General features: G+C 60.9%; 16 protein-coding genes. 12 read left to right on the top strand and 4 right to left on the bottom strand.

Going from position 1 to position 25,989, the window contains the following annotated elements:
* Nucleotides 1-17 precede the first annotated feature (17 nt).
* Nucleotides 18-443, top strand: a complete 426-nt coding sequence (locus HMPREF0762_RS08880; RefSeq protein ID WP_040619508.1) for a PaaI family thioesterase — start codon at nucleotides 18-20, stop codon at nucleotides 441-443.
* 224 nt (nucleotides 444-667) lie between these two features.
* A complete protein-coding gene (gene dcd, locus HMPREF0762_RS08875) occupies nucleotides 668-1,219 on the top strand; it encodes a dCTP deaminase (RefSeq protein ID WP_006363357.1) in 552 nt (183 codons plus the stop codon).
* 106 nt (nucleotides 1,220-1,325) lie between these two features.
* Here dcd and HMPREF0762_RS08870 read toward each other — a convergent pair whose 3' ends face one another.
* Nucleotides 1,326-3,044, bottom strand: a complete 1,719-nt coding sequence (locus tag HMPREF0762_RS08870) for a vWA domain-containing protein (RefSeq protein ID WP_006363356.1) — start codon at nucleotides 3,042-3,044, stop codon at nucleotides 1,326-1,328.
* Between the two features lie 286 nt (nucleotides 3,045-3,330).
* Between HMPREF0762_RS08870 and HMPREF0762_RS08865 the strand changes: the two genes are divergently transcribed.
* The 3 genes from HMPREF0762_RS08865 to HMPREF0762_RS08855 all read left to right on the top strand — a co-directional run bounded on the left by HMPREF0762_RS08865 (nucleotide 3,331) and on the right by HMPREF0762_RS08855 (nucleotide 9,349).
* Nucleotides 3,331-4,464: a helix-turn-helix transcriptional regulator gene (locus HMPREF0762_RS08865; RefSeq protein ID WP_006363354.1), complete on the top strand. Its 1,134-nt coding sequence runs from the start codon at nucleotides 3,331-3,333 to the stop codon at nucleotides 4,462-4,464.
* Between the two features lie 69 nt (nucleotides 4,465-4,533).
* Nucleotides 4,534-5,202 carry a hypothetical protein gene (locus HMPREF0762_RS08860; protein ID WP_006363353.1) on the top strand — a complete coding sequence of 223 codons (669 nt, stop codon included), beginning with the start codon at nucleotides 4,534-4,536 and terminating at the stop codon, nucleotides 5,200-5,202.
* Nucleotides 5,203-5,437: 235 nt separating this feature from the next.
* Entirely contained in the window at nucleotides 5,438-9,349 is a 3,912-nt protein-coding gene (locus HMPREF0762_RS08855; protein WP_245935514.1) for an Ig-like domain-containing protein, read from the top strand.
* Nucleotides 9,350-9,647: 298 nt separating this feature from the next.
* Here HMPREF0762_RS08855 and HMPREF0762_RS08850 read toward each other — a convergent pair whose 3' ends face one another.
* Nucleotides 9,648-10,625: a helix-turn-helix transcriptional regulator gene (locus tag HMPREF0762_RS08850; protein ID WP_006363350.1), complete on the bottom strand. Its 978-nt coding sequence runs from the start codon at nucleotides 10,623-10,625 to the stop codon at nucleotides 9,648-9,650.
* A gap of 336 nt (nucleotides 10,626-10,961) precedes the next feature.
* On the opposite strand from HMPREF0762_RS08850, the gene argF reads away from it, so the two are divergent.
* From argF to HMPREF0762_RS08830, 4 genes are all read left to right on the top strand, one after another.
* Nucleotides 10,962-11,957, top strand: a complete 996-nt coding sequence (gene argF, locus HMPREF0762_RS08845; protein WP_006363349.1) for an ornithine carbamoyltransferase — start codon at nucleotides 10,962-10,964, stop codon at nucleotides 11,955-11,957.
* A 17-nt stretch (nucleotides 11,958-11,974) separates the two neighbouring features.
* The gene (gene arcC, locus HMPREF0762_RS08840; protein WP_006363348.1) at nucleotides 11,975-12,931 is read left to right on the top strand and encodes a carbamate kinase; all 957 of its coding nucleotides are present in this window, start codon (nucleotides 11,975-11,977) and stop codon (nucleotides 12,929-12,931) included.
* A 259-nt stretch (nucleotides 12,932-13,190) separates the two neighbouring features.
* Nucleotides 13,191-14,753: a YfcC family protein gene (locus tag HMPREF0762_RS08835; protein ID WP_006363347.1), complete on the top strand. Its 1,563-nt coding sequence runs from the start codon at nucleotides 13,191-13,193 to the stop codon at nucleotides 14,751-14,753.
* Nucleotides 14,754-15,458: 705 nt separating this feature from the next.
* Nucleotides 15,459-15,986 carry a MarR family winged helix-turn-helix transcriptional regulator gene (locus HMPREF0762_RS08830; RefSeq protein WP_040619505.1) on the top strand — a complete coding sequence of 176 codons (528 nt, stop codon included), beginning with the start codon at nucleotides 15,459-15,461 and terminating at the stop codon, nucleotides 15,984-15,986.
* A gap of 1,159 nt (nucleotides 15,987-17,145) precedes the next feature.
* Here HMPREF0762_RS08830 and HMPREF0762_RS08820 read toward each other — a convergent pair.
* Nucleotides 17,146-19,137 carry a helix-turn-helix transcriptional regulator gene (locus HMPREF0762_RS08820; protein WP_006363341.1) on the bottom strand — a complete coding sequence of 664 codons (1,992 nt, stop codon included), beginning with the start codon at nucleotides 19,135-19,137 and terminating at the stop codon, nucleotides 17,146-17,148.
* Nucleotides 19,138-19,713: 576 nt separating this feature from the next.
* On the opposite strand from HMPREF0762_RS08820, the gene HMPREF0762_RS08815 reads away from it, so the two are divergent.
* Nucleotides 19,714-21,456 (top strand): FAD-binding protein, encoded by a 1,743-nt coding sequence (locus tag HMPREF0762_RS08815; RefSeq protein ID WP_006363339.1) that lies wholly within the window; start codon nucleotides 19,714-19,716, stop codon nucleotides 21,454-21,456.
* A gap of 163 nt (nucleotides 21,457-21,619) precedes the next feature.
* Here HMPREF0762_RS08815 and HMPREF0762_RS08810 read toward each other — a convergent pair whose 3' ends face one another.
* The gene (locus HMPREF0762_RS08810) at nucleotides 21,620-22,015 is read right to left on the bottom strand and encodes a hypothetical protein (protein ID WP_040619504.1); all 396 of its coding nucleotides are present in this window, start codon (nucleotides 22,013-22,015) and stop codon (nucleotides 21,620-21,622) included.
* Nucleotides 22,016-22,479: 464 nt separating this feature from the next.
* Here HMPREF0762_RS08810 and HMPREF0762_RS08805 point away from each other — a divergent pair, with 464 nt between their 5' ends.
* Nucleotides 22,480-24,222, top strand: coding sequence for an ABC transporter ATP-binding protein/permease (locus tag HMPREF0762_RS08805; protein ID WP_006363335.1), 1,743 nt, complete (start codon nucleotides 22,480-22,482; stop codon nucleotides 24,220-24,222).
* Nucleotides 24,219-25,964 (top strand): amino acid ABC transporter ATP-binding/permease protein, encoded by a 1,746-nt coding sequence (locus tag HMPREF0762_RS08800; RefSeq protein WP_006363334.1) that lies wholly within the window; start codon nucleotides 24,219-24,221, stop codon nucleotides 25,962-25,964. The genes HMPREF0762_RS08805 and HMPREF0762_RS08800 overlap by 4 nt, the downstream gene beginning before the upstream one ends.
* Nucleotides 25,965-25,989: the final 25 nt, after the last annotated feature.

Here is a 25,989-nt window from a genome sequence, read left to right as displayed (position 1 = left end):
AGAGGGGGAAGATCCTCATGCTGTTCGAAGATGCCTTGGGCATACGTAAAGTCGCGGTCTCGAGAGACCGGGTCGAGCTCGAGATGGATATCGTTCCCACTCTGTTTCAGCCGCACGGATTCCTGCATGGGGGCGCAACGCTTTCGCTGCTCGAGACCGCGGCAAGCATAGGGGCTGACGAACGGGCCGATTTCACCCGCGAAATGAGCTTCGGCACCAGGGCCGATATCCGGCATCGAAAGCCGGGGAAGCACGGCGTGCTGCATGGCGTTGCCGAATTTCTGGACGAGGAGGAGTATGCCCCGGGTGCCCGCAGGCAGACCTGGCGCGTGACGGCTTGCGACGATGCGGGCGACGTCGTCTCCGAAGGGACGTTCCAGACCAAGATCGTCACCATCGAGTATTTCGAGCGGAAGAATCATTCCGGCAGAGACGGCCGATGACGTGTGGTCGGACCGCTTTTCCGATGCGCCGATCGGTTCAGCCTCCCGCATGCGGGCCCTTTGCGACGAGTGCGGCGTCGGGCAGGGTCTCGTTGGTTCCAACGCCCGCATGCGGGCTCTTTGCGGTGATGCGGACCGCGTGTGTTCCATGCTGATAGAATCGGGATGCAATCAGAAACCGTCTTCGACGCTTCTCGGGACGGCGCATACCAGAAGGGAACGCTATGGTTCTTTCGGACCGCGATATCAAAGACCAGATGAGCAAGGGCCGCATCGTCATCGAACCGCTGGTCGAGGACAATATCCAGCCTGCATCCGTCGACGTGCGCCTCGGGTCGAATTTCCGCATCTTCCGCAATTCGTCGCATGCGTTCATCGATCCCCTGACTGACCAGCCGGGCCTCACCGAATCCATCGACGTCGCCCCTGGCGGCACGTTCATCCTGCAGCCGGGGCAGTTCGCGCTCGGCACCACGCTCGAGCGCATCGCCGTGCCCGATGATATCCTGGGCAAGCTTGAAGGGAAATCATCGCTCGGGCGTCTCGGCCTCATGATCCACTCGACGGCCGGTTACGTCGATCCCGGTTGGGAGGGGGAGATCACGCTCGAGCTTTCCAACGTGGCCACGCTCCCCATCGTCCTGCATCCGGGCATGCGTATCGGCCAGATGTCGTTCGAACGCATGACCTCGCCGGTCGAGCGTCCGTACGGCAGCGCGGGCCTCGGCAGCCACTACCAGGGGCAATCGGGGGCTTCTCCCGCTCATCGCCTCTAAGGGCATTTACGTAAGGGCATCTTCGAAGATTGCAGAAAAATCGACGGCCGCCTCGGTGCGAAGCGGCCGTCGATGGTGTTTCCTCTGTGCGTCAACGAGCGCGAATCTAATGCTTCTTCAGCACCCTTGTACCTGCAGCCGTGCCGATGGCCGCTGCGGCGATGAGCGCCGTCGCGACGAACGGCAGGGAGCTCATCGGATCGCCCGTCCGAGGCATCGTTCCGCTAGACGTGGTCTTGGTTGCGGTTTGAGTCGTGGGGGCGGGGGATTTCGCCTCAGGCTTCTTTTCGGGCGTCTTCGGATCGCTCGGAGCCTTGACGGTATACGCCAGCTTCGGAATATCGAAGTCTTCCGCTGCACCCTGAACGCCCGCGGAATTGACGGGCAAAAGCGTCGCCTTGGTGTTGGTGGCAAGCTCGTAGTCGCCCGGCTCGGTTGGAGCCTTCGCCAACGCGACGTCGTATGTCAGCTTCACGGGCGCGAAGTTGGAGATCGGCTCGCGCGCGGTGAACTCGTAGGCATCCGCATCCGCATCGTACGTCAGGGTGAAACGTGCATTCGGGGATCCCGTGCTATGGAAGCTCCAGGCGTTCTCGCTCTCTTTCGTGGCTTCGAGCTGCTCGTCGCCGACGCTGACCGTCGCCGTTCCGGGAACGAAGTCGAAATCGTAGCTTTCGCCCTTGCCCATGGAGTCGGTGATCTTCGACCCGGCGCCGCAAGCGTACAGGATGTTGTTGGCGATCTGCGTGAAGTCGAGCGGCATGCCTCCGTTGAGCTGGTTCATGAACTTGACGGAGAAGTCGGAATCGTCGCCTGTGCGCACGGCGTAGCAGGCGTAGCCTTCGCCCTTCAGAGCCTGCCATACGGTGTAGGCTTCATAAACCGCACGGTCAGGCGCCATGGCATGGTCGGCCTGGGTACCGTGCTCGATGAAGGCGAAGCTTGGATCGGTGATGGCGCCCGTCGCGGGATCTTTCACTATGCTCGTGGCATCGTTGCCGTAGGTCTTGAAGTCGCGCGCATACGTATCGCCGTCGTTCGCAACCCATTCGACGAGGTGGGCATAGTAGGTGTCCCAGTCGCCGTAGGGCATGGCATAGGTGGCCGAGCCAGGCGTGCGCGCCTGGCGCCATTCGTCGATCATGCCGAAGTACACGAAGTTTTTCGGATCGATCTCGCTTGCGGCCTGCTGAGACGTCGGATCGGTGTACGAATACTGGTAGTAGATGTCCTTGACCATGCCGTCTTCAGCCGTGAACAGGCGCGTCAGGCCATCGCTCACCAAGATGACATGCTTGCGGTTCGCGGGCGTATCCGTATCCGCATCAAGCATGGCTTTGGCTTTGGCGAGGCCGTCCTGCATGTTCGTGCCGGACTTCAGATCGCCCGTGTAGCCTCCCGCGATGGCCCCCTTGAACGCATCGACGTTGCCGGCGTTCAGCTCCGAGAGATCCTTTTCCACATGGCCGTCGCCCCTGAACGACACGACGCCCACCTTCACCTGGTCGGCGCCTGCCACTTCGGCGACGAGTTTGTCAAGCGTCGCCTTGGCGTCGTTGATGGCGTCGTCTCCGCAGCTTGAATTGTCCACGACGAACACGATGTCGGATGAAAGCTTGGCCTCGGAGCTCGGTAGCTGGAGCGTGACGCGGGCGGTCTTGCCCTCGTCGACCCACGTTGCCGTCTTCGATTTGGAAATCGTCCAGGTGCCGGCATCCGCCCATGCGTGTGCCGGAAGCGCGATGAAGAGGGCGGCGCCCAGCATGGCAGCGCATGCGAGGGCCAGAATCCCCTTCTGGCGCAGTGACGGTATGGTCTTCCTCATTGCGTCCTCTCTTCTCCTATGAATATCCCTGCGGTGTAGACCGATGCGTGCATTGTACGCCTCGATGACGATGAAATGTTCAAGGAATGGCTGTTCGCTGCATATTTTCGGGGTGCATTTCGGAGTTCATTGCGCGCTGAACGGATGCGAAGGCGCGGAATCGATCTATGCGGAACGGTTCGCATGATGAAGGGGAGGCGCATCGCCGAGGCAGAGAGGCGCATGGCGTGCGTTCGCCCGTCGTCTGCTACCATGGGCGCATCATGATTCCACGTGGGGAGGCGCCGTGAGCATACGCAACGAACGGGGCGAGCTCATCGCTCTCGAACCTCTCCTTATCGGCTCGTCGGTATCCCTCTTCTTCCTGTGTGCCTTCGTGGGTCATTCAGGGCCTCTCTCGCAGGTCATCGGCGATGCGGCGTTCCTATGCCTGATCGCCGGCGTCGTCGCCGGATTGGCGATGGCCGCCGCGGTCGTCGTCGCGTGGAGCTTCGGGTCGCATCGCGGATCGATGCCCGTGGCTACCATCCACGGACGTATGGGGCTGATCGTGGCTGCAGTCATGCTGCCGATCGTCGGCTGCTCGTTCGCCCTGCCGAATCCTGGATTCGTGCCCGCGATCATTGTCGGAGGCCTTTTCTGCGGTATCGGCATCGCGCTCCATCTCGCCTTATGGGGTGCCATCTACTCGACGTTCGTCCCGCAGACGATCCTTTTGAACGCATCGGTGTCCTACCTCATGGCATCGATCGCCCAGGGTGCGTTCCTTGCGAGCCCTCTCGCGCTTTCGGGTGCGGACGGCATCTCGGTTCTTGTCGTGGCCGACGCCGCGGCCGGCCTCTGCATGGCCGCGGAGCTTCGGCGGGGCGCATCCTCGCGCTTTCGCGATGGCGAAGCCGTCTCCGATGCTCCCGCTTCGACGCATGCGTCCGATCCTCCTCGGGGCATCCTGGCGCGCGCATCCTTCGTCACGTTGGCCAAGATCCTGTGGAAGCCTCTGGCAGGCGCGATGATCGTCGCATTCATCCTCGGGCTGATCTGGAATCCCGCGCCTGCCGGGGAAGGATCGGGCTCCGAAGCGGGTACGCTTTGGGGCGCGGTTTCGGGCCCTCTGCTCGCGGTGGGCGTCATCGTGCTGCTGCTGAGGCGCAGCCCGCGGGAATTCACGCTCCACTCCATGCAGAGCGTGCTTCTTCCCGCCTCGGTCACGGCGATCTATCCTATCGTCACGAATGTGGCCATGGCGTTCGAGGGCGATACGCGGACCCCGCGCGAAATCGAGAAGGATGCGGCGGCGCGCTATCTTGGGGAGCGGACCCGCCTTGTCGTCGATCGGTTCGGGCTTACGGGCAGGGAGGCCGAGGTTCTCGGCTATCTCTGCCGCGGTTTCAGCCAGGCGTATATCGCGCGGGAACTCTAGCCTGCGAACGCCGGGCAGTTCGACGACTGCCGGGTTCAGGCCGTACGCTACGGCGGCGGGACGGCGAGCATGGCGGGCCAAGCGCTCGCGGATATTTCCGCGGCCATCCATCGCGTCTTCGACGTGGCATCCGATGCGTCCGTGACCATGAGCGCCGCTGTGTCCAATATCTCGGGCGCGACCTTTCCCTTCTTCAAGCGGGCAGGGGTCCAGCGCTTCGACATGGAGATGATGGCCCTGTTCCAGCCCATTTTCTCGCGATGCAACAACGTCGATGCCTTCGATTTCTTCGTCATAGCGTGCGACAGCTTCCTTCATGCGTATGCGAACGACACGCTCGGACTCGTGCTCGCCTGCGGGGTAGGAGGCGTGTCGATACAGGATTTCCGCAGAAGCTGTCTTGCAGCGGCCGGGTCGGACGCCGTGCACGTCTCGTTTCTGAAGGCCGACAAGGGCGATCTTCCGTCTCCCGACGAGACGGCAGCCCAGGAGGCGCAGGCGCGCGAGGTCCTCGGCGCCGCCGGATTCGTCGAATGCCTGCCGATGCGGTTCGCGAGGCCCGGGCATGAGGATCGGTTCCTCGCATCGTATGCGGCGGGTGCCGACGTACTCGCGTTCGGCCTGGGGGCCGAAACGCGTTTCGGCGGGATCGTGAGCACGAACACGTCGGATTTCGACACGTACGCGAACCATTCGACGGACTATACGAAAATCACCGTCGCCACAAGGAAGGCGTGAACGCCGGATCCTTCTCGTTTCAAATGGCATTGCATGCATGACATATATGTCGTACGTTCTGAATAGGCGAATCGACATAGGCGCGAAATGCAGGCATCGTCACGTATTTTCCCTCTTTTCGACACCGTTCTGTTTACGTATCATGTATGACGTCGTCTGCGTGGACGAAGCGCGCACTGCGCTTTTCCGTGCGGACGACCGAGCCGTTCGATCGAAGCAGAAGGGATACTCCAGCATGAGCGCTTACGAAAAAGCACGCTGGTTGAACGCGCGCATGTTCCGCACGCTCGGCATCGCTGCTTTGTCGGCCCTGATCGCCGCATCGCTTTCTCCGATAGCAGGCGCATCTACATCGACGAAAGCATATGCCGACGACCCGTCCACGGCAGAGTCTTGGGTGCAGGACTACAAGCAATTCCAAGGCCGCGATACCGTGTCCGACATCACCTGGTTCGATTTCACGGGCGCGACGAACACCACTGCGGTCGCTCCGCGTAACGACCGCGCGCTGTCGGTCGGCACGACATGGGAAAAGGAGCTTTCTCCCGATTACGTCGTGCATGTCGAGGTCGTGGGCCTCAAGCCCTTCGATGCCACCGACACTTTCAAGGCTCGAGTGAAAGGCACAGCCGATGCGGCCCTCTACGACGAGAACGCAATCAATCGATACCGGGACGGCCAGCCTGCCGACGTCGTCTTTTCCAAGCAGGATTCCTATTCCCTTCTGAAGACCTACGGCGTTACGGTTCCGGGAACCCCGGTCATCCGCCCCAATAAGGACGGCGGCAACATAGGAGTTCAACTCAAGGTTTCCGCCACCTATCGCGGTGAACCCGTCAAGCTCGACATGATTGTCGCCTCGGGCGAAGAGGCCAATTCCGAGGAGAAGGAGATCTACACGACCGACGGCGAGCCGTGGGAGCTTCTCACTCAGGTTTCCGACGATACGACCGAAGTTTCCTATAAACCGTTGACGTACAACACGGGCATGTGGATATCCAATGCCCAGTATCCGGCGCGATACTGGGGCAATCTCAATCCGGCAGCTTCCGCGCATTCCATTGCGGACACCCACGGCGCGATCGGCGGCACCCAGACCTTCGGCGACGGCATCGGCACGCAGGTGTTCGGCCCTGTCATGACGGCGCAGAACGGAGCCATTCCCGCAGGTTGGCAGAAATACGACGCCAACGGCAACAACAGGCTGCGTTACTCGCTGCCCGTGGTCGTCGCTCGCGATGTCAGCAATATAGGGATCTACGTCAATTCGCGCGGGGCCCAGAGCACCATGCTCGGCATGGTGCTGAACGACGAGGGCGACGCTCCCGCATCGTACGGCGAGGCCACGCATGTCATCAATCTCAAGGGAGACATGCCGTATCTGGGTTCCGTACGTCCTGATATGGGCATAAAGAACGCGGATTCCACGGCATGGACCTCTGATGACGATACGGGCGACGCGGACGAAGGCGAAGGGCAGCTGATGAACGGCGGCACGTATGCCGTTTACCGCGCTTCGGACGATACCTATGAGCTTACGGTCCAGGCGCATCCTGGAGCAACGGGCAAGGCCTATGCCAAGGGTTGGGTGGACTTCAACAACAACGGCACGTTCGACGAGGGCGAAGGGTCCGACGCAGCCGAGGTCACGGCAGACGGGGATCTCAAGCTGAAGTTCACGGACATCAAGCAGAACGTCGACACGAGCATCACGGAATTGGGTACGCGCGTACGCATCTCTCGTGACGCTAAAGACGTGGAGTCGCCTACAGGCCAGGCATTCTCCGGCGAGGTCGAGGATTTTCTCGTCCAGGTGACCGTTCCGCCGCGCGGCTCGCTCGAAAAGACATCCGCCAAGCAGGGCAAGCCTCAGACGGCGACCGTGGCGTTCTCTTCCTACGGCATGCTCGATCATAGCACCGATGCCAATTCGATCAACGAAGCGTCGGCTCCCGTTATGGTGAAGCCCGACGGCACGATCGTCCAAACATCTGAACTTGATGGAGACGGCTATTATGCCGTGAGCGGCGAAGGCAGATACAAGATCGAAGCGTCCGGCAAAGACGTGAAGGCCACATTCGTGCCCGAACGCGGCTTCGCAGGCCCGGCACAAGGCATCGCGATCCGTCGCGTTGACGCTAATGGCCAGACCACAGGTTGGAAGAGCACGAATGATGCGCTTGAGAACGTGAGCTACGCTTCCACGATGGACGGCATGTTCGTTCCTACGGTCGTGCCGCTTGCGCCTGTGGCTCTCCCGGCGACTTCCGAAGACATTCAGGGAAAGCCCCAGTCCGGCAAACCTTCCTTCTCATCCGAAGACGAATCCGTCGCGTCGATGGATTCCTCGACGCTTACGCTCGTCGATCCTGACGGCAACGAGGTCAAGACCCTCGCGGTGAAAGACGAGGGCGCGTACGGACTCCATTCTGACGGCACCGTCGTTTTCACTCCCGAGCCTGGGTTCACCGGCAAGGCTTCGGGTGTCAAGGTACAGATGAAAGACTCGCTCGGAAATGCTGCGCAAACCACGTATACGCCGTTCGTCAATCCGGTCGTGCCTACGGCTCAGGGAGCCTCTTCGACGGGAGAGCAGGGCATGAAGCAGCAAGGCACCGTCGCGTTCACGGCCGGTGTGGGCAAGAATTCCGACGGCACCACCGGTACGGTCGATCTCGATCCGGCCACGGCGACCCTCATCGATGGCAGCGGCAACCCGGTGAGCTCGCTGACGATTCCTCATGAAGGTACGTATAAGATCGAAACCACGCAGGATGGCAACGTTACCGTGTCGTTCACACCCGAAGTCGCTTTCACGGGAAAGGCCACTGGCGTCACGGTTCAGATGAAGGATAAGAACGGCACGCCCGCCACGGCGAAGTACCTGCCGACGGTCATTCCAGTCGCTCCTTCAGGCAATGATGTCGTGAGCAGCGATATCCAGGGTCAGCCTCAGACGGGCACGCCCACGTTCAAAGGCGGAAACGATGAAGTCGGCATTGACGAGAACGTTCCTCCCATGATCGTCGACAAAGACGGCAGTCTCGTCGAGTCTCTCGTTGCGGCCGGCGAAGGCGCCTACCGTATCGATACGAATACGGGCACTGTCACGTTCTCTCCGGAGCCCAGCTTCACGGGGAAGGCTGCCGGCATCACGGTTCAGCGCACGGATATTGTCGGCAACAAGGTAACGGCGACGTATACCCCGACGGTCATTCCCGTTACGCCCGCGGGCACGCCTGCCACCTCTACAGGCAAGCAGGGCCTGCCTCAGACCGGTACGCCCACGTTCGCTCCCGGTACGGTGAATGTCGGCGGCGTCGATAAATCGGTGCCGCTCGATCCTTCCACGTTGACGCTCGTCGACGGCGATGGGAACGAGACCGATAAGGTTACGGTCGATGGGGAGGGTTCGTACGTCCTGAACTCCGACGGATCCATAACGTTCACGCCGAATCCCAGCTTCACGGGGACGGCTACCGGCGTCAAAGTCCAGATGAAGGACAAGAACGGAACGCCTGCGACCGCTATGTACACACCGACGGTCACTCCTGTCACACCCAAGGGCACCGATGTGACCTCGACCGGTAAAAAAGGGCAGCCTCAGATGGGAACCCCCGTCTTCACGCCCGGCGATCCGGATGTCCCCGTCACCATTTCCGCCGGCAATCCGGCGAAACTTGTGGTGAACGGCGTGCCGAGCGATGAGACCGCCGTTCCTGCGCTTGATGCGAAGGGCAACGAGGTCGGCACCTATACGATCGATCCGGCCACAGGCACGGTGACGTTCACGCCGCATGCCGACTTCGTCGGCACGCCTGTTCCTGCAACGGTCCAGGCGCTCGATGCGAACGGGACGCCCGTGACCGCCACCTATACGCCGACGGTCGTCGATGAGCCGAATCCCGTTCAGCCGGATGACAAGAATCCGAGCAAGAAGCCTCAGGGTGCTTCTTCTACCGAGCAGGGTGGCAAGAAGGTCGCTCAGCAGAAGACTTCATCAAGTTCGTCAGGGTCTAAGATTCCGAAGACCGGCGATTCCCTGCCCCTGACGGCTCTCGCGGGTGTCGCGATCGCTTCCGGCGCCGCTTCTGCGGCCATCATCGCATGGCGCAGGCAGGAACGTCGCTCAGATAGAAGCATCTGACGGTGGCGGCATCGGACGGGGAGCAATCGGCTCGGCATGTCCGACGTGACAGACTAGAGTGAAGGCTGGGGCCTGAAGCGGATGCCGTTTCAGGCCCTGCGGCTTTAATAAGGGTGGCTGAATCCGCAACGTCGACATCGTGATTACGGTCTGTGAAGCCGTGACGGCTGAATGGCCCGGTGCAGTCGCACTCTTCATGCAGGAATGGCTTGGCATGGTTGCGCTCTTCACGTCGAGTCTGTGAATCCTGCGGCGCTGCCCTTGTTGGCCGCATGCGCGCCGTTGCAGCCGCGTCGATCTAGGCTCTTTTATGGAAGTCGCTGATGAGTTCCTGGCGGTTCGCCATGCCGGTCTTCTTCAGGATGTTGTGCACGTGCACCTTCACGGTGCTGAGCGCGATGCTCATGGTCGAGGCGATGTTCTGGTTGTCCTTGCCGAGCAGCACCTGCGTGAGCACTTCCTGCTCTTTGTTGGAAAGCCTGTAATGGTCGGCGTATGCCTCCATGCCGTCGTTGATGAAGGCGGTCAAACGATCGCTTTCGGTGACCGGAGGCCTGCGGAAATGCAGGTTGAGCACGCGCAGATCGGCGTTCACCGAGTAGAGGGCGCACCAGAGCATGAGCATGTTCTCCATCGGATTGCGCTCGGGGAAGATGAAGATCGTGCCCTTGACGAACTCCGGCGCTTCCACGACGAACATGAGCATGACGTTTTCGAAGACGACGGCGGCGCCCAGGATGAACATGCCCCAGAACAGCTTTCCCTTCTTCTTGGCTTGGCCGCGCATGGCTCCCGTCGAGCGGGCCGTCTGGTATACAGCGAAGCCGAGCGTCCAGAACAGGAAGACTCCGCGCATCGAGACGAATACGAACTCATGCACGTTTCCATGGGGGATGGCGAGTTCGACGATCACGCTTCCGAGCGCGAATGCCACGCCGGGCGCGATGAGCATCGCGCGGTTCTTCACTTCGAAGAAATCGCAGACCATAAGCCACAGGGGGACGAACACGCCCGCACCGGTCAGAATCATGCCGTACGGCTGCCCGACCAGATAGATATAGGCTCCGCGTTCGCTGAGCTGGTCGAGGGAATGGCGTAGGAGGAAATCGTCCTGGAACACCACGGCAACGTCGAAGAAATAGAAGAGGAAGGCGATCGCCGCAAGTAGATAGACGCGTCTTCGCGACACCACGTAGGTGGAGAGGCTCAGAGCCGCGGCCATGACCGCGATGAGAAGAATCACGAGCGTGTAATAGAACAGCGCTAGGTTGGCCATGAAATCCTTCCTGCCCGAGCGGGTTGCAATGCCGATTCAAAGTTTAGTGCTTTCGAATTCCTAAACGGACGAGATTGTAAGTTTTGCTCTTTTAGTCTATTGAACAGGTAGTTTATATTCTAAACCCGGTTTACATCCCTATAGCCACCCGTATTAAGCATGGTAAATGTGCATATGACATCCATATAATGTGCATATGAAGGTGCCGGACGGAGATGAATCCGACGGGGTCGCGAGCCATCGTCGAGAAGGCTGTCCCTATGAGGCGTCGGAATCATCGCTGGGCACGTAATCACGAGGACGGGAGCGATCCCGTCGTAGAGAAAGGAGCCCGACATGGGCGTCAGCCTCAGTGGTCGCAATTTCATCAAGCTTCTCGACTTCTCGACCGAAGAGATCGAGTATCTGCTCAAGCTCTCCAAGAACCTCAAAGATATGAAGCGCGCGGGCGTTCCGCATCGCTACCTCGAGGGCAAGAACATCGTCCTCCTCTTCCAGAAGACCTCCACCCGCACCCGCTGCGCCTTCGAAGTGGGCGGCATGGATCTCGGCATGGGCGTCACCTACCTCGATCCCGGCAGCTCCCAGATGGGCAAGAAGGAATCCATCGAGGATACCGCCCGTGTTCTCGGCCGTATGTATGACGGCATCGAATTCCGCGGCTTCGCCCAGGAAGACGTCGAAGAGCTCGGCGCCAAGGCCGGCGTGCCCGTCTGGAACGGCCTGACCGACCTGTGGCATCCCACCCAGATGCTCGCCGACATCCTCACCGTGCAGGAGAACTTCAACTACGAGATCAAGGGTCGCACCCTGGTGTTCATGGGCGACTGCAAGAACAACGTCGCTCGCTCCCTCATGGTCGTGTGCTCCAAGCTGGGCATGAACTTCGTCGCCTGCGGCCCGAAGCACTGCATGCCCGCCGATGACGTGATCGAGGCCTGCAAGCCCATCGCTGCCGAGAACGGCTGCTCCATCCTGCTCACCGAGGACGTCAAGGAAGCCTGCACCGGCGCCGACGTCATCTACACCGACGTCTGGGTCTCCATGGGCGAGCCCGACGAGGTCTGGGCCGAGCGCATCAAGGAGCTCGAGCCGTATCGCGTGACCAAGGAAGTCATGGCCATGGCCAAGCCCGAGGCGATCTTCCTGCACTGCCTGCCCGCGTTCCACGACACCAACACCACGATCGGCGCCCAGAAGGCCGAGCAGTTCGGCATCACCGAGATGGAAGTCGAGGACGAGGTGTTCGAGTCCGCTCAGTCCAAGGTCTTCGACGAGGCCGAGAACCGCATGCACACCATCAAGGCCGTCATGTACGCCACCCTTAAGTAGAGACTGGAGACACTGACATGCCTTACACCAAAGGAGAGGGAAAGCGCGTCGTGATCGCCCTCGGCGGCAACGCGCTCGGCAACTCCCCGGCCGAACAGCTCGAGCTCGTCAAGAGCACCGCTAAGAACATCGTCGACCTCATCGCCGACGGCAACAATCTCATCGTCAGCCATGGCAACGGCCCTCAGGTCGGCATGATCAAGAATGCGTGCGACTTCGCCCATTCTCGTGACGGCAAGACCCCCGATGTCCCGTTCCCCGAGGCCGGTGCCATGAGCCAGGGCTACATCGGCTACCAGCTGTCCCAGGCGATTCTGAACGAGATGAGGCGTCGCGGCATCATGCGCTCCACCGCTAACATCATCACGCAGACCGTCGTGAGCCCTGACGATCCGGGATTCAAGAACCCGACCAAGCCCGTCGGAGCCTTCCTCACCGAGGAAGAGGCCAAGGCCAAGGCCGAGGAAACCGGCTACGTCTACAAGGAAGACGCCGGCCGCGGTTGGCGTCAGGTCGTGGCCTCCCCGAAGCCTGAGCGCATCGTCGAGTTCGATGCGGTGCAGGACCTCATGAATGCCGGCTACATCGTCGTCTGCACCGGCGGCGGCGGCGTGCCCGTCTTCGAGAAGGACGGCGCGTATTCCGGCGTTCCCGCGGTCATCGACAAGGACCGCTCGAGCGCACGCATGGCTGCCGACTTCAAGGCCGACATGCTCATCATCCTGACGGCGGTCGAGAAGGTCGCCATCAACTTCAACACTCCCGAGCAGAAGAACCTCGACCACATGTCCGTTGCCGACGCGCAGCGCTACATCGAGGAGGGCCAGTTCGCTCCCGGCTCGATGCTGCCGAAGGTCCAGGCCTGCCTGGAGTATCTTGCCGACTATCCGTCGGGCAAGGCTCTCATCACGTCCCTTGAATGCGCCGAGGCGGCCATCAAGGGCGAGACCGGCACCACCATCACGGTGGACTAGAAAACACCTTGCCAAGTTAGATGCGGCTCTATCCAGACCCGCCCATGAGGCAGGCGGGTCTGGGAGGCTATGTCCCTGGTCGCCCATTGGGTGTTAGACGGGATCGATGGGCCGGTGCTGCGACCTTTCTTCGATTCCAAGCCTTTGCCGGGTCCGCACATGAGGCATGCGGACCTGGCGAGGCTGCTTCCAGCTTTCTCCTTCCGGGAAAAGGCGACCCCCCTCTGTTCCATAATCCACAGAGCTCAGGAGGATACGTATGTCCGAAGCAGCTGCTGCTGCGCCGACCGCGTCGGCTACGCAGAAGAAAAAGAAGAAGTTCAACGTCCCTACCGCATTCACCATTCTGTTCATCATCACGATCCTGGCCGTCATCGCCACGTGGTGCATCCCGGCAGGCAAATATGCAAAACTGTCGTATGTGCCCGATAGCGGCCAGCTCATGATCACCCAGCCTGACGGCTCCACCGAGATGCTGGAAGCCACCCAGGAGGCCCTTGAGGCCAACCCCGAGACCGCCGGCATGGCCGTCCAGGTCAGCAAATTCGTCGACGGCTCCATCACCAAGCCGATTTCCATTCCGGGCACCTACACCGAGCTTCCCTCCAAGAGCAAGGGTCTCGATGAGATCACCTTGTCGATGGTGCGCGGCACGATCGACGGCGTCGACATCATGGTATTCATCTTCGTTCTGGGCGGCCTGATAGGCGTCGTGAACCTCTCCGGAGCGTTCGAGGCCGGCCTGCATGCCTTGACCAAGAAGACCAAGGGTCGCGAGTTCCTGCTTGTCTTCCTCGTCTCCGTCTTCATGCTCGTCGGCGGCACCACCTGCGGCCTTGAGGAAGAAGCGGTCGCGTTCTACCCGATTCTCGTGCCTATATTCCTGGCGCTCGGCTATGACTCCATCATCTGCGTCGGCGCCATCTTCCTCGCCGGGTCCATGGGCACCACGTTCTCGACCATCAACCCGTTCGCGGCCGTCATCGCATCGAACGCCGCGGGCATCAACTTCCTCGAGGGTATCGGCTGGCGTACCGCAGGCCTCATCGTCGGCGGTATCGCAGTCATCGCATACCTGTACTGGTATTCCAAGAAGATCAAGGCCGATCCTACGTTCTCCTACACCTATGAGGATCGCGAGCACTTCGCCGAGCTCTATGCCGTTCGTGCTTCCGGCACCGGCCATGACTTCAACTGGCGCAAGAAGGCCATCCTCATCCTCTTCGTCGCCGCCTTCGTCATCATGGTCTACGGCGTCATGGCTCTGCATTGGTGGTTCCCGCAGATGGCCGGTTCGTTCCTGCTGATCGCCATCATCTGCATGATCATCTCCGGCAAGAACGAGAAGGAATGCACCGAAGCCTTCACCGCCGGTTCCGCAAGCCTCGTGGGCGTGTCCCTGATCATCGGCCTTGCTCGCGGCATCAACCTGATCCTCGACGAGGGCCTGATTTCCGACACGATCCTGTACTGGGCGTCCAATGCGGTCGCCGGCATGCCCGGACCGATCTTCGTCGTGATGGTCATGCTCGTGTTCTTCCTGCTCGGCTTCATTGTCCCGTCCTCTTCGGGCCTCGCCGTTCTGGCAATGCCCATCTTCGCGCCCCTCGCCGACGCCGTCGGCATCGATCGCTACACGATCGTCTGCGCATACAACTGGGGTCAGTACGCGATGCTCTACCTTGCTCCTACGGGCCTGGTCATGGCAACGCTGCAGATGTTGGACATGAAGTATCAGCATTGGCTGAAGTTCGTCACGCCGATGGTGATCTTCCTGCTCGTGTTCGGCAGCGGCATGCTGATCGCCCAGACCTTGGTCTAGGAGGGACGCGTACGGATCCATGTTCGTGCGCCGAGCATAATCGCCGCCGTCGTTCCCTAGCCTAAGGGACACGCGCGAACCCATATCGTCGGCTCGAACGATCCGACGTGCCGAGGAGGCCGCCTACGGGCGGCCTCCTTTTTTCTGAGGGTCTTTCGTTAAGAGCGCGTCCACGCGGCTGGGATGCCGTCATCTGCGCGCAGACTCTCTCCGACCATGCGCCAATCGAGCTCTCTGCATGAAGCGCGAGGGGCGGCAAGCCGCCCGCTATGCGGGTGGACGCGTGTCGCTTTGCCATGTACACCTCGCTGAACCTCGAAGCCCCCGCTATGCGGGTGAGCGCGCGATTGCACGGGCGGTCGTGATTGTGCGGGAGGTCACGACCATGGCTGATGGCCATGATTGCGCGAGTCATCATGAGTACGGCCCGTTTTTACCGAAGCCCGCAGGGACGTTCGCGTCTCCATTGGCTCTTCGCGGGTGCCTTTGCCGCGGTGCGAAGGCGATCGTCGGTTTGGGCCGTTCAAGCCCGGCATCGATGCTTTCCTGTGAATATACAATCTATTCACTACCTAAAATACGAATAATATAACTATAAGAATAACTGGTAATACTATATAAGATAGTTAAATCATGAATAATTGACAGGTATGATCCGAGGGTATTAGAGTGGGGTCGTTCGAGATATTGAGAGGAAGGATCGCCATGAACGATGCATTGAAATCCCTGCGGCAGATGAACAAGGCGAACAAACTCGTTCGCTTCGCGTTCAAGAAGTTCGGTCCGAAGAGCTACAAGCGTGGCCAGGGCGCCCTGCTTCAGGCGCTTCTTGACCATGATGGAGCAACGCAGCGCGAGCTTGTCGATGAACTGGGCGTAAGCCGCGGCGTCTTGAAGGATTGCGTTAAGAAGGCCGTCCGTCGCGGGTATGTCGTCATCGGCGATGCCGCGGCGGCGAAGACGTATACCGTCACGCTGACCGATGAGGGTCGCGAGGTCGCGGCCAAACGTCGTAAGGCGCACGAGAAGACGGCGGCGGAAGTCCTGTCCGTGCTGACACCTGAAGAGCAGGCTCAGCTCGATGCTCTGACCGAGAAGCTGATCGTTGCTATGAAGGACAAGGGCGTTTCCTGCAAGGGCAAGGGCCGCAAAGTCCATCGCAAAGGTCGTTTCAAGAAGCATGGACATGCGCATGGCGAGTGCACGCATGTGCATCACCATCATCACGCGTGATCGCTGCGCGCATGCGCATTACCGCCATTACGCGTGATCGTTGCACGCATGCGCATCGCTGCCATCGCGCGCAATCGCTGCGCGTATCGCCACGGCCGTCGCCACTGCCATTGCGACCATTGCGCATGGTCGCCGGGCATGAGGGGCGTTTTATGGAGGCTAGAGGCTAGATGCCGGTTAAGGAAGCTGTCTCTGGTTCGTTGGATGCCTGTGGCGGCCGAAGATGCCGGCAATATCGATGGATATAGAGGACAGCCGTCGCTTTTCGTCGTATCGGTTATGTCGCGATACACGATCCTAGGCGACGGCCGTCCGTTTTCTTCCGCAGGGCCGGCGTCGACTTCCGACACCGTGATCGGCGCATGACTTGACGTATGACCCGGCAACGATCGGCGCACGGCGAAGTAATTACGTGCGGCGTTCTCCCCGTATTCCAAAACCGATGCCGATTTCCAGCGCCGTGATCGACTCACGACCTGGCTCACGACTCTCCTGTACGACCTGGCTCACGAGTCTCCCGTAAGTGAAAACCCTCTCAACTGCCAAAAAAATAAAGCTTAGTATACCCTATAGGGGTATATTTTCAGTACATATGTTGTAACAACAACCGAATTTCATCTCATCAGGGATACTTTTGTTGTAAATACAATATAAATTGCGTCCGAGACTCTCTAAACAGCGATTTTTTGGCATCGACTCTGAATTTTTCGATGTAAAACGCCCTATACCCCCCTGTCCCATTCAATCCACTTCGGGCCAGCAACCTTGAATTGGGAGCGGCTTTGCGTCAGGCCAGCACCTTTACATCAGGAAAGGTTTGATATCGGACCAGCAGCCTTGAACTAAGGGCGGTTTGGTATCAGACCAGCGGCTTTGCGTCAGGAACGATCTCGCATCGTTTGTACGTCGGGGACGGTTGGCACCGGACGGAACGCTATGCCGTCGCCGCGAGGATGAAGTGTTATGCCGCTATCGTGAAAAAGAAAGGAGAAAAGGAAAAGAAGGGCGAAAGGGAAAAGAAGAGCAGGTCAAAAGATCTCACCGTTTCTGCAAAGGAAAGAGCCGCGCCGAGAGCGAGGGTGAAATCTTGTCGGTGCCGAGGCCGAGAACGGGATCGAGAACGAGAACAAGAACGAGAACAAGGGTAAAAACCTCGTCGCTACCGCGAGGGAATGAACATCTCCAAGAGCTCCTCGCGCGAGTCCGCTCCGGTTTTCCGATAGATGTTCCTCACATGCGTGTAGACGGTATTTTCCGATATGACCAGGGTCTTTGCGATATAGACCGACGAGTGTCCCCGTCCTATGTAGCCAAGGATCTCGCGCTCTCGCGGGGAAAGGCGGAATGCATCGCCGATTTCTTCCGCCTTCTGCTTGAAGAACGTATCGTCCATCGCAGGCGCCGCGTGCTCCGCAGCGGCGGACATTCCGTCTTGATCGTCCGCAACGGCGACGTTCTCGAAACCGCCCTCAAGACTTCCGAGCTCACGTCCTTCTCGCGACGAATCAATGAGACGCGCGTTTCCGATGATGGGCGGAAGTATGAGGTAGGCCGCATATACAGCGATGATGGATGTGGGGATGAACCAGGTCTCGGAGGGTGACGAGGCGGAACCGCTCGCCAATCCCGCCGCGCTTGCGAGTGCAAATGCAAGCGTGAGACCCGATACCACGAGCGACGTCGGGAACTCTCCTGCATTCGATCCTGCAAGCCCCAAGCCCAGGGCAAGCAGTGCGGCAATGCAGAAGAACGTGTAGGTGACGGCGGAAAACGCTTCGGGCATGAAGGCCCAGTGTTCGGGCAACGTGATGAATACTACGGTGACGAGTGATGCGATGGGAAGCAGCACCTGATAGAGCGTATGCAGAAGCGGTCCGTCGGAGGGGCGCAGGCAGAATACAGCGACGATGAGCGCCCCAAGCGCGCCGCCGACGGATTCCGCGCTGATCGCGTCGAAGAGCATGGCGTGCGAGACACCCATGAAGTATGCGAACATCGCCAGCCCGACGATGGCCGGCATCAGGACCGATGCGAACCGGCGCATCATGCCCTTGGAATCGAAGGGAGCCTCCTCCGAAACGTTCGCGAAGGAATTCGCTTTCGCCGGTCGAGTGCCTAGCTCGAAGCGAGATGCATCCGATGGGTTCGCATCGCCGCGCTCCGATGCGTTCGCGCGGGCTTGCGCTTCGCCCTCCCGGTCCGTGAGATGGACAGCCTCTTCGATGCGGGAGGCATCAGGGGAAGTCGCGCTGATGGCACCCTTCTTGTCAGGAGAGGTTGCGTCGATGGCAATAGCGTTCTCCGCGTCGAATTTCGTCGCTCGGACGGCCGCCGCGGCGTTTATGGAGTCTTCGGTCGCAATCGAGCCTTGTGCATGCTTGCGGTCAAGCAAGGAAGTCAGAAGAGGCCAGAACGAACCGGCGAGCACGAGCAGTGAGCACACTGCCACGAGAGGTGTAGCGGGAAGGTACGTGAACAGCCAGTTCGTAACTGCCGTCGTGCCTACGGTCAGGCAGAGCGTTAGGAGCAGCCGTCGGGGCCCTTCTCCCGAAAACGACTTCGCCCATATGATGAACAGGGGAATGATACATATTCCCGCCAAGGCGCCCGAAGCGCCGACTGCCATCGGCGCGAAGGGGAAGACTCCCGCGCACGACAGGTAGAACGTAAGCATCGATGTCGCATAGAGGGCGCACGCGATCCAGGGCAGGACTTCGGAGGATAGAGTCCCGGAAGGCAGGATGCTGGAGGGCAAGGCGCCGGAAGGCCGTGCGCCAGAGGGCAGGACGTTTGAGGACGGCGCACCGGAAGGCGAGGTGCTGGAAGGCCGGGCACCGGCGGACAGGACGTTGGAGAATCGGGCACCGGAGGACAAGGCACCGAAGGGCAGGGTGCCACGGAACATCGTTTTGCCAGGCAGCATCTGTCCGCCGAACCCGCCTGTTTTCAGCGTTGCGAGGAACAGTATGGCGGAGGCGAAGATAGCACCTGCCATCAGAGGCTCCACGAACGCCTTCACGATACCGTCGGCTATGGCGATACCGTTGAAGGGGACGACGTTGGGAGAATACAGGGGAATCGTTGCAAAGAATGCGATGAACGCGAGCAGACGCATGGCGTATGCGTCAGGGTTTCCTGGGTGCTCTTCCATGCGCTCCTTCTTTCGGGATAAGGATCATGCGGCATCGGTCTTGCTGCGTCGTTCTCAAGCTGGCTCGTGAGCACCAGAACGGTACGCTCGGGGCCGCGCGGGGAAAGCTCCTCGGCAAACCGGCGACCTTTGAGATGCGTCTTGCGCGGCCCCGGGATTCGCATGCTGCGTTCCAAGGGGCTCGCATCATAGGGGTTTCTCAGCATCGCATCTCGTATCTTAGGGGATTCGCATCGCGCTGCCGTCCAAGATACCTAATTTCCTTGATGCCTGAAAGGCCAGTTCATAGCTAAATGCATAGTTTCCGCGATGTGCAGGCGGCAAGCAGCCGTCTAGCATTGCCGGCAACGTCGATGAACCTGCGAGCAATGCCAACGCACCTGCAAGCAACGCTAAGACGCTTGCCTGCATCATGTGGGCATGCGAACCCGCGGACATGCAGACACGCAGACCTGCGGAGCTCGTTTCATCGGCGCTCGCATGACCGTCGCCCGCGCTTACGGAGGGCGCTCGTCCGCATAGGTCGGACGAATCGGATGGGTCGGCGGCGCAAAGGAAAGAGGGAAGGGAATCGCAATGTCCGAACTGACTCGTAGGAATTTCTTGAAGGGCCTCGGCATCATGGGTGCCGGCGGCGCGGCTGCGGCGGCGCTGGGCGGATGCGCTCCGAGCGCATCGGGGATCGGCGCGGACGGCTCGTCTTCAACGACCGCAGCCGAGCTTCCCAACCAGTCATGGCGCGTCGCCCCTGAAGAGGTTTCCGACTTCGCGCAGGAAATCGATTGCGACGTCGTCGTCTGCGGCCACGGTTTCGCAGGCATCACCGCCTGTCGCGAGCTCGCCGAGGAAGGCAAGAAGGTCTACCTCGTGGAGAAGCAGACCGAGGAGGGCTATGCTGCGGTCGGCAACGAATTCGCCTCGCTGAACGCCAGCATCCTTCAGGAGCGCGGCGTGCCCCATATCGATCCGGTCGAGTTCTATCAGAACTATATGACCATCACCGGGAACTATCCCAACCAAGAGCTCGTGATGAAGTTCTGCCAGAACTCCGGCGCGAATTCCGATTGGTATCTCGAAGGCCTGAGCGATGATGATTTCGCGACGATGACCACGGCGTTCTTTCCTCAGACCGAGCATCAGCTCGATCATCTGGGCGCCATCAAGTTCTGGCCGTCCGTCTGCAGCTTCTACGGCGATTGCAACCAGACGAAGATCCATGGCTACAACCGCGAGGCGGCCAAGGCCGCGGGCGCCGAGTTCCTTTTCGCGACCGAGGCGCAGTACGTGATCATGAAGGACGGCAAAGTTGCCGGACTGGTGGCTTCCAACGAGAGCGGCAACATCAAGTTCGTCTGCAAGGCGGTCGTCATCGCGTGCGGCGGTTTCGGCGGCAACGTCGAGATGATGAACGATCTCATGCCCGATATGTACCATGCGCTCGTCGAGGGGGAAAGCCTCTCGTCCATGTCGCCCAACAACGGCCGCGGCGTGCAGATGGCCTACTGGGCCGGCGCGCATCTCGAGACGTGCCCCATCCCGGGCATGAACATGAAGGGGCTGTCCGTTCCCGGCAAGATGAACTGCCTGCCGCAGGCCGTCTGGCTCGATGAGCGGGGCAAGCGCTTCTGCAACGAGTTCTATCCGACCGCCGAGCAGCGCGGCCTGCAGACCGTGTACAAGACGCGCAAGACTAAGTTCGCCGTCCTCGATGCCAACTTCCCCGAGTACCGCCAGTACACGATCCCCCAGCATGCGGGCTTCAACGCCACCGACGAGAACATCGCCAACCTGCAGGCATCGCTCGACAAGGCCTATGCGAAGTTCAAGGGCACGTACGAAGAGCCTGCGGGCGGGGAAGAGAAGAAGCAGATGGGTCCGATGGTCGAGGTCGAATACATAGCCGACGACACGCTTGAGGGCCTGGGCCGCCAGCTCGGCTTCGAGGGCGATGCCCTGCAGACCTTCCTGAAGAGCATCGAGGATTACAACTCCTATTGCAAAGAAGGCGCCGATCAGGAGTTCGGACGCGATGCCGCCGTGCTCTTCCCGGTCGATACCGCCCCGTTCTACGCCTGCACCTTCGATCCTGCGTTGGGCGAGACGATGGTCACCTGCGGAGGCATCCTGACCGACGGCGACCAGAATGCGGTCGATGCGAACTACGACCCGATTCCCGGTCTCTACGTGTCGGGCAACGACTGCGGCCGCCGCTTCGGATACGAATACATCACTCCGATTCCGGGCATGTCGCTTGCCATGGCCATCACGCTCGGGCGCGAATGCGGCAAGTCCGTCGGGAAATTCCTCGCGACCGCGTAATCGACGCGCGGCATATTGGGTCCGGGCGCACACCCCTCCGCGTGCCCGGGCCGCAAGAAGGGCCTCCGTTCGAACATGTCGAGCGGAGGCCCTTCTATTACCGTCTTGGCCGGTGGGCCGGGTTTCTTCATTTCCCCGACGATTCGGCCTATGCGTCGGCGAATCAAAGCGCGTTGAAGCCGTGGATGCCGCCGATGAAGACGAAGATGACGAATGCCCAGGTCGGATTCAGCCGGTCGCAGATGCTGGCCGCCGCTTCGGCGCGCGGGCCGCAGACGCCGCCTCCGATCTTGCGTCCGAACCACCGGATGATCTTCCCGGCCGTGACGAGCAGGATCTTCGCGCCGAAAATGGAGGCGCCGCCGAAGATGAGCGCCCATCCGATGACGGAGAGGGATAGGGAATCGGATGTTTCCGCCGCCCCCTGCACGATGAGCCCGATGAGGAAAATGACGGCGAACGAGCGGATCCAATAGGTGCCGTCGAGATAGGGCAGGGCGTGCTCCCATGCGCCGATCTGCTGGATGGGTTCCTGCACCTTGCTTTTCTTCTTCGCCATGGTCGTCTCCTGCACGCTCGTATCGCTCGTATCGGACAGGTCGCATTATCGCGCAACGCGCGCTCCTCGTATGCGTCGTCGAGGCATATTTCGGATGAATCGGCCTGCAGAAAAGGGCGTCCGTCGCGTTCAACGGCATATGCGCCATGCATGTCGGCTCTTGGACGACCTGCCTAGATGACGCGCGCCGGAACGTTCCCGGCAGCGCGTGTCCCGATACGTCTGCAAGCAGGAGAATATGAATCGCCCGATGTCTCCCGACGAGCGTGCGGGCTGCTGCCGATACCGCCCGACGCGCGTGCGGGCTGCCGCCGATAGCAATGGTACCGACGCCCGAAGGCTTGTGGCGCGCGACGCGCATTCGGGCTACTATCGGTATGAGTTTCCTGGGGTGAACAACGATCGGCACGCGTGCGTCTCGCAGCCGATCGAGGTTCGCGCTTGCTGCGATAGGATGTGCGTTCATGATAAAGGTACGGCTCGTGAGGCTGCTCGCCCACGCGCGGAAATACATCGTATATCAGGTCGTCTGGCAGTGGATTTCGCTCCTTTGCCAGATCGCCATCGTGCTGTGCGTGGCCGCTCTCGTATCGCACGCCGCGAGCGGCGACCTTGCGACGGCGGATGCGGCGTGGCTTGCCGGCATCGTCGCGGGGGCCGCCCTGCGCTTCGTCTGCGACCGCAAGGCGGCGAAAGCGTCGTTTGCGGCAAGCGTGGACGTCAAACGCATCCTGCGCGGGCGCATCTACGGCAAGCTGCTGCGTCTGGGCGCTTCGTACCGACAGAGCGTGGCGACCTCCGAGGTCGTGCAGATGGCAGGCGAGGGCGTCGAACAGCTCGAAACCTATTTCGGGCGCTACCTTCCGCAGTTCTTCTACGCCATGCTCGCGCCGCTCACGCTTTTCGGCGCGCTTTCGTTCGTGAATCTGCCGTCCGCGCTGGTCTTGCTCCTGTGCGTTCCTCTCATTCCGGCAAGCATCGCCGCGGTCCAGACCGTCGCGCGCCGCCTGCTTTCGCACTATTGGGACGCCTATGCCGGGCTGGGCGATTCGTTCCTTGAGAATCTGCAGGGCATGACCACGCTCAAGATCTACCGGGCCGACGGCGAGCACGCACGCCGGATGGACGCCGATGCCGAGCATTTCCGCCGCATCACGATGAAGGTGCTTACGATGCAGCTGAATTCGACGACGGTCATGGACATCGTCGCGTACGGCGGGGCCGCCGTCGGCATCATCACGGCGCTCACGCAGTTCTATGCAGGAGACGTCGGATTGTTCGGCGTCGTCATGATCGTCCTTCTGGCCTCCGAGTTCTTCATTCCCATGCGCGTTCTGGGATCGTTCTTTCATATCGCGATGAACGGCATGGCGGCGAGCGACCGCATCTTCGCTCTGATCGATGCGCCTGAAGGGAAGAAAGGCGACATCGAGGTGCCGCGCGACGGCGTCGACATCGTCCTGCGCGGCCTTCGCTTCTCGTATGCAGAGGGCCATGAGGTGCTGCGGGGCGTGGACTTGGATGTTCCCCAGGGCAGCTTCGTCTCTCTCGTGGGCGCGTCGGGCTGCGGCAAATCCACGATCGCAGGCGTTTTGATGGGGCGCAACGAAGGGTACGAAGGAAGCGTGCAGGTCGGAGGCGTGGAGCTTTCCGACGCATCGGAGGAAAGCCTGATGCGCGCCATTACGACGCTTCCTCACAACAGCTATGTATTCAAGGGCACGATCGCCGAGAACCTGCGCATGGCCGCACCCGATGCCACGGACGGGCGTCTGTGGGGCGTGCTCGAGGAGACGCGGCTCGCCGATTTCGTGCGGATGCAAGGAGGGCTGTCTTTCGAGCTCGAGGAACAGGGAAGCAACCTCTCGGGCGGGCAACGGCAGCGTTTGGCCTTCGCCCGTGCGCTCCTGCATGATTCGCCTGCATATATCCTCGACGAGGCCACGTCGAATATCGATGTCGAAAGCGAAGAGGCCGTCATGCGCGTCGTGCATCGACTGACGCGCGAGCACGGCAAGACGGTGGTGCTGATCTCGCACCGCCTGGCCAATGTGGTCGCTTCCGATCGCATCTGCCTGCTGGAGGGCGGCGTGATCCGCGAGTCCGGCACGTACGAGGAGCTTATGGCCGCCGACGGGGCCTTCCGCGCGCTGTTCGATCAGCAGATGGCGCTCGAACGATTCTCGACGCAGGAGGTCGTGGCATGAACGACACGAACGCAACATCCGCGCGCCGCTCGGGCGCGGACATCATGGGTCGCCTCATCGTCCTGGTCAAGCCGTTGGTGCCCATCATGGTGCTGGCCATCCTCCTGGGATCGGTCGGCTACCTGTGTGCCATCTTCATCACGATTCTGGCCGCCTTCGGCATCTCGGCCGGTCTCGAAGGCGCTTTTGCGGGGGCATCTTTTTCCTCCGAGGCTCTGATCGATATGCCCGTCGCAGGACCCGTCGGCATCCCGGTGCTCTTCGTCGCCCTCGCCGTCATGGCGGTGGCGCGCGGGCTTCTGCACTACGGCGAGCAATATTGCAACCACTTCATCGCATTCCGCCTGCTCGCCATCGTCCGCCACCGCGTCTTCGCCGTGCTGCGGACGCTCTGCCCCGCGAAGCTCGAGGGACGCGACAAGGGCGATCTCGTTTCGCTCATCACCTCCGACATCGAGCTGCTCGAGGTCTTCTACGCCCATACGATATCGCCCATCGCGATCGCCGTCATTGTCTCCGCCTGCATGGCGGCGTTCATCTCGACGCAGAGCGCGGCCGTCTCGCTGGTCGCCCTTGCAGGCTACACGGTGGTGGGCGTTCTTATCCCGATCGCGCACGGCCGTCGCGGCGCGCAGGTCGGCTTCGCGTTCCGCGAATCGTTCGCCCGGATGAACGGTTTCATCCTCGAGTCGTTGCACGGCCTGGACGAAACGATCCAGTACGGGCAGGGCACCGTGCGCGGCCGTGCCATCGACGAGCGCTCGCGCGCGCTGGGTCGGCTGCAGGAGGGGCTTGCCGGCATAGAGGCATCGCAGCGCTCGATGACCAACGCCGCCATCCAGCTCTTCTCGGTTCTGGCGCTTGCCGTCTCCGTCTTCCAGTTCGGCATAGGGTCCATAGGATTCACGGCCATGATCGTCTCGACGGTCGCCGTCATGGGTTCGTTCGGTCCGGTGGTGGCTCTTGCGAGCCTTTCGAACAGCTTGAACCAGACGCTTGCCGCCGGCGAACGCGTGTTGGCATTGCTTGATGAGAAACCCCAGGTGGAAGATATCGAAGGGGAACAGCCTGCCTCGTTTCATGGGATGGTTGCCGACGATGTGTCCTTCGCGTACGCCGACGACGAGATCCTTTCGGGCATGTCGTTCGACATCCCGAAAGGCGCGGTCGTGGGCATCCACGGCCAAAGCGGCAGCGGGAAGTCGACGCTGCTCAAGCTCATGATGCGTTTCTGGGACGTGACCGGCGGGTCGCTGTCCGTGCGTCAGGCCTCAGGCCCTGCGCGCGATCTGCGCCATGTGAACACGACCGATTTGCGCAGCTGCGAGTCGTACGTGACGCAGGAGACCTGGCTGTTCCACGACACGATCGCCCGCAATATCGAGGTCGGGCGTCCCGGCGCATCGCGCGAGGACATTGTCGCTGCGGCGAAGGCGGCTTCAATCCATGACTTCATCGAGACGTTGCCGGACGGCTACGACACGAACGTCGGCGAGCTGGGCGATACGCTTTCGGGAGGGGAGCGCCAGCGCATCGGCATCGCACGTGCGTTCTTGCACGACGCGCCGCTCATGCTGCTGGACGAGCCGACGAGCAACCTCGATGCGCTTAACGAGGGCGTGATTCTGAAATCGCTGCGCGACCAGGCGGGCGAAAGGACCATCGTGCTCGTGTCGCATCGCGCATCCACGCTCGCCTTCGCCGATACCGTTATGGAGATGGAATCCGGCCGCGCGAGCTGAGGAGGCTTTCCAAGGGCGAGCTCAT

The sequence above is a fragment of the Slackia exigua ATCC 700122 genome (genome assembly GCF_000162875.1).
GTDB classification, from domain to species: Bacteria; Actinomycetota; Coriobacteriia; order Coriobacteriales; family Eggerthellaceae; genus Slackia; species Slackia exigua.
Note: the sequence above shows the minus strand (reverse complement) of the source record. Positions and strands in the feature narration are given on the sequence as shown.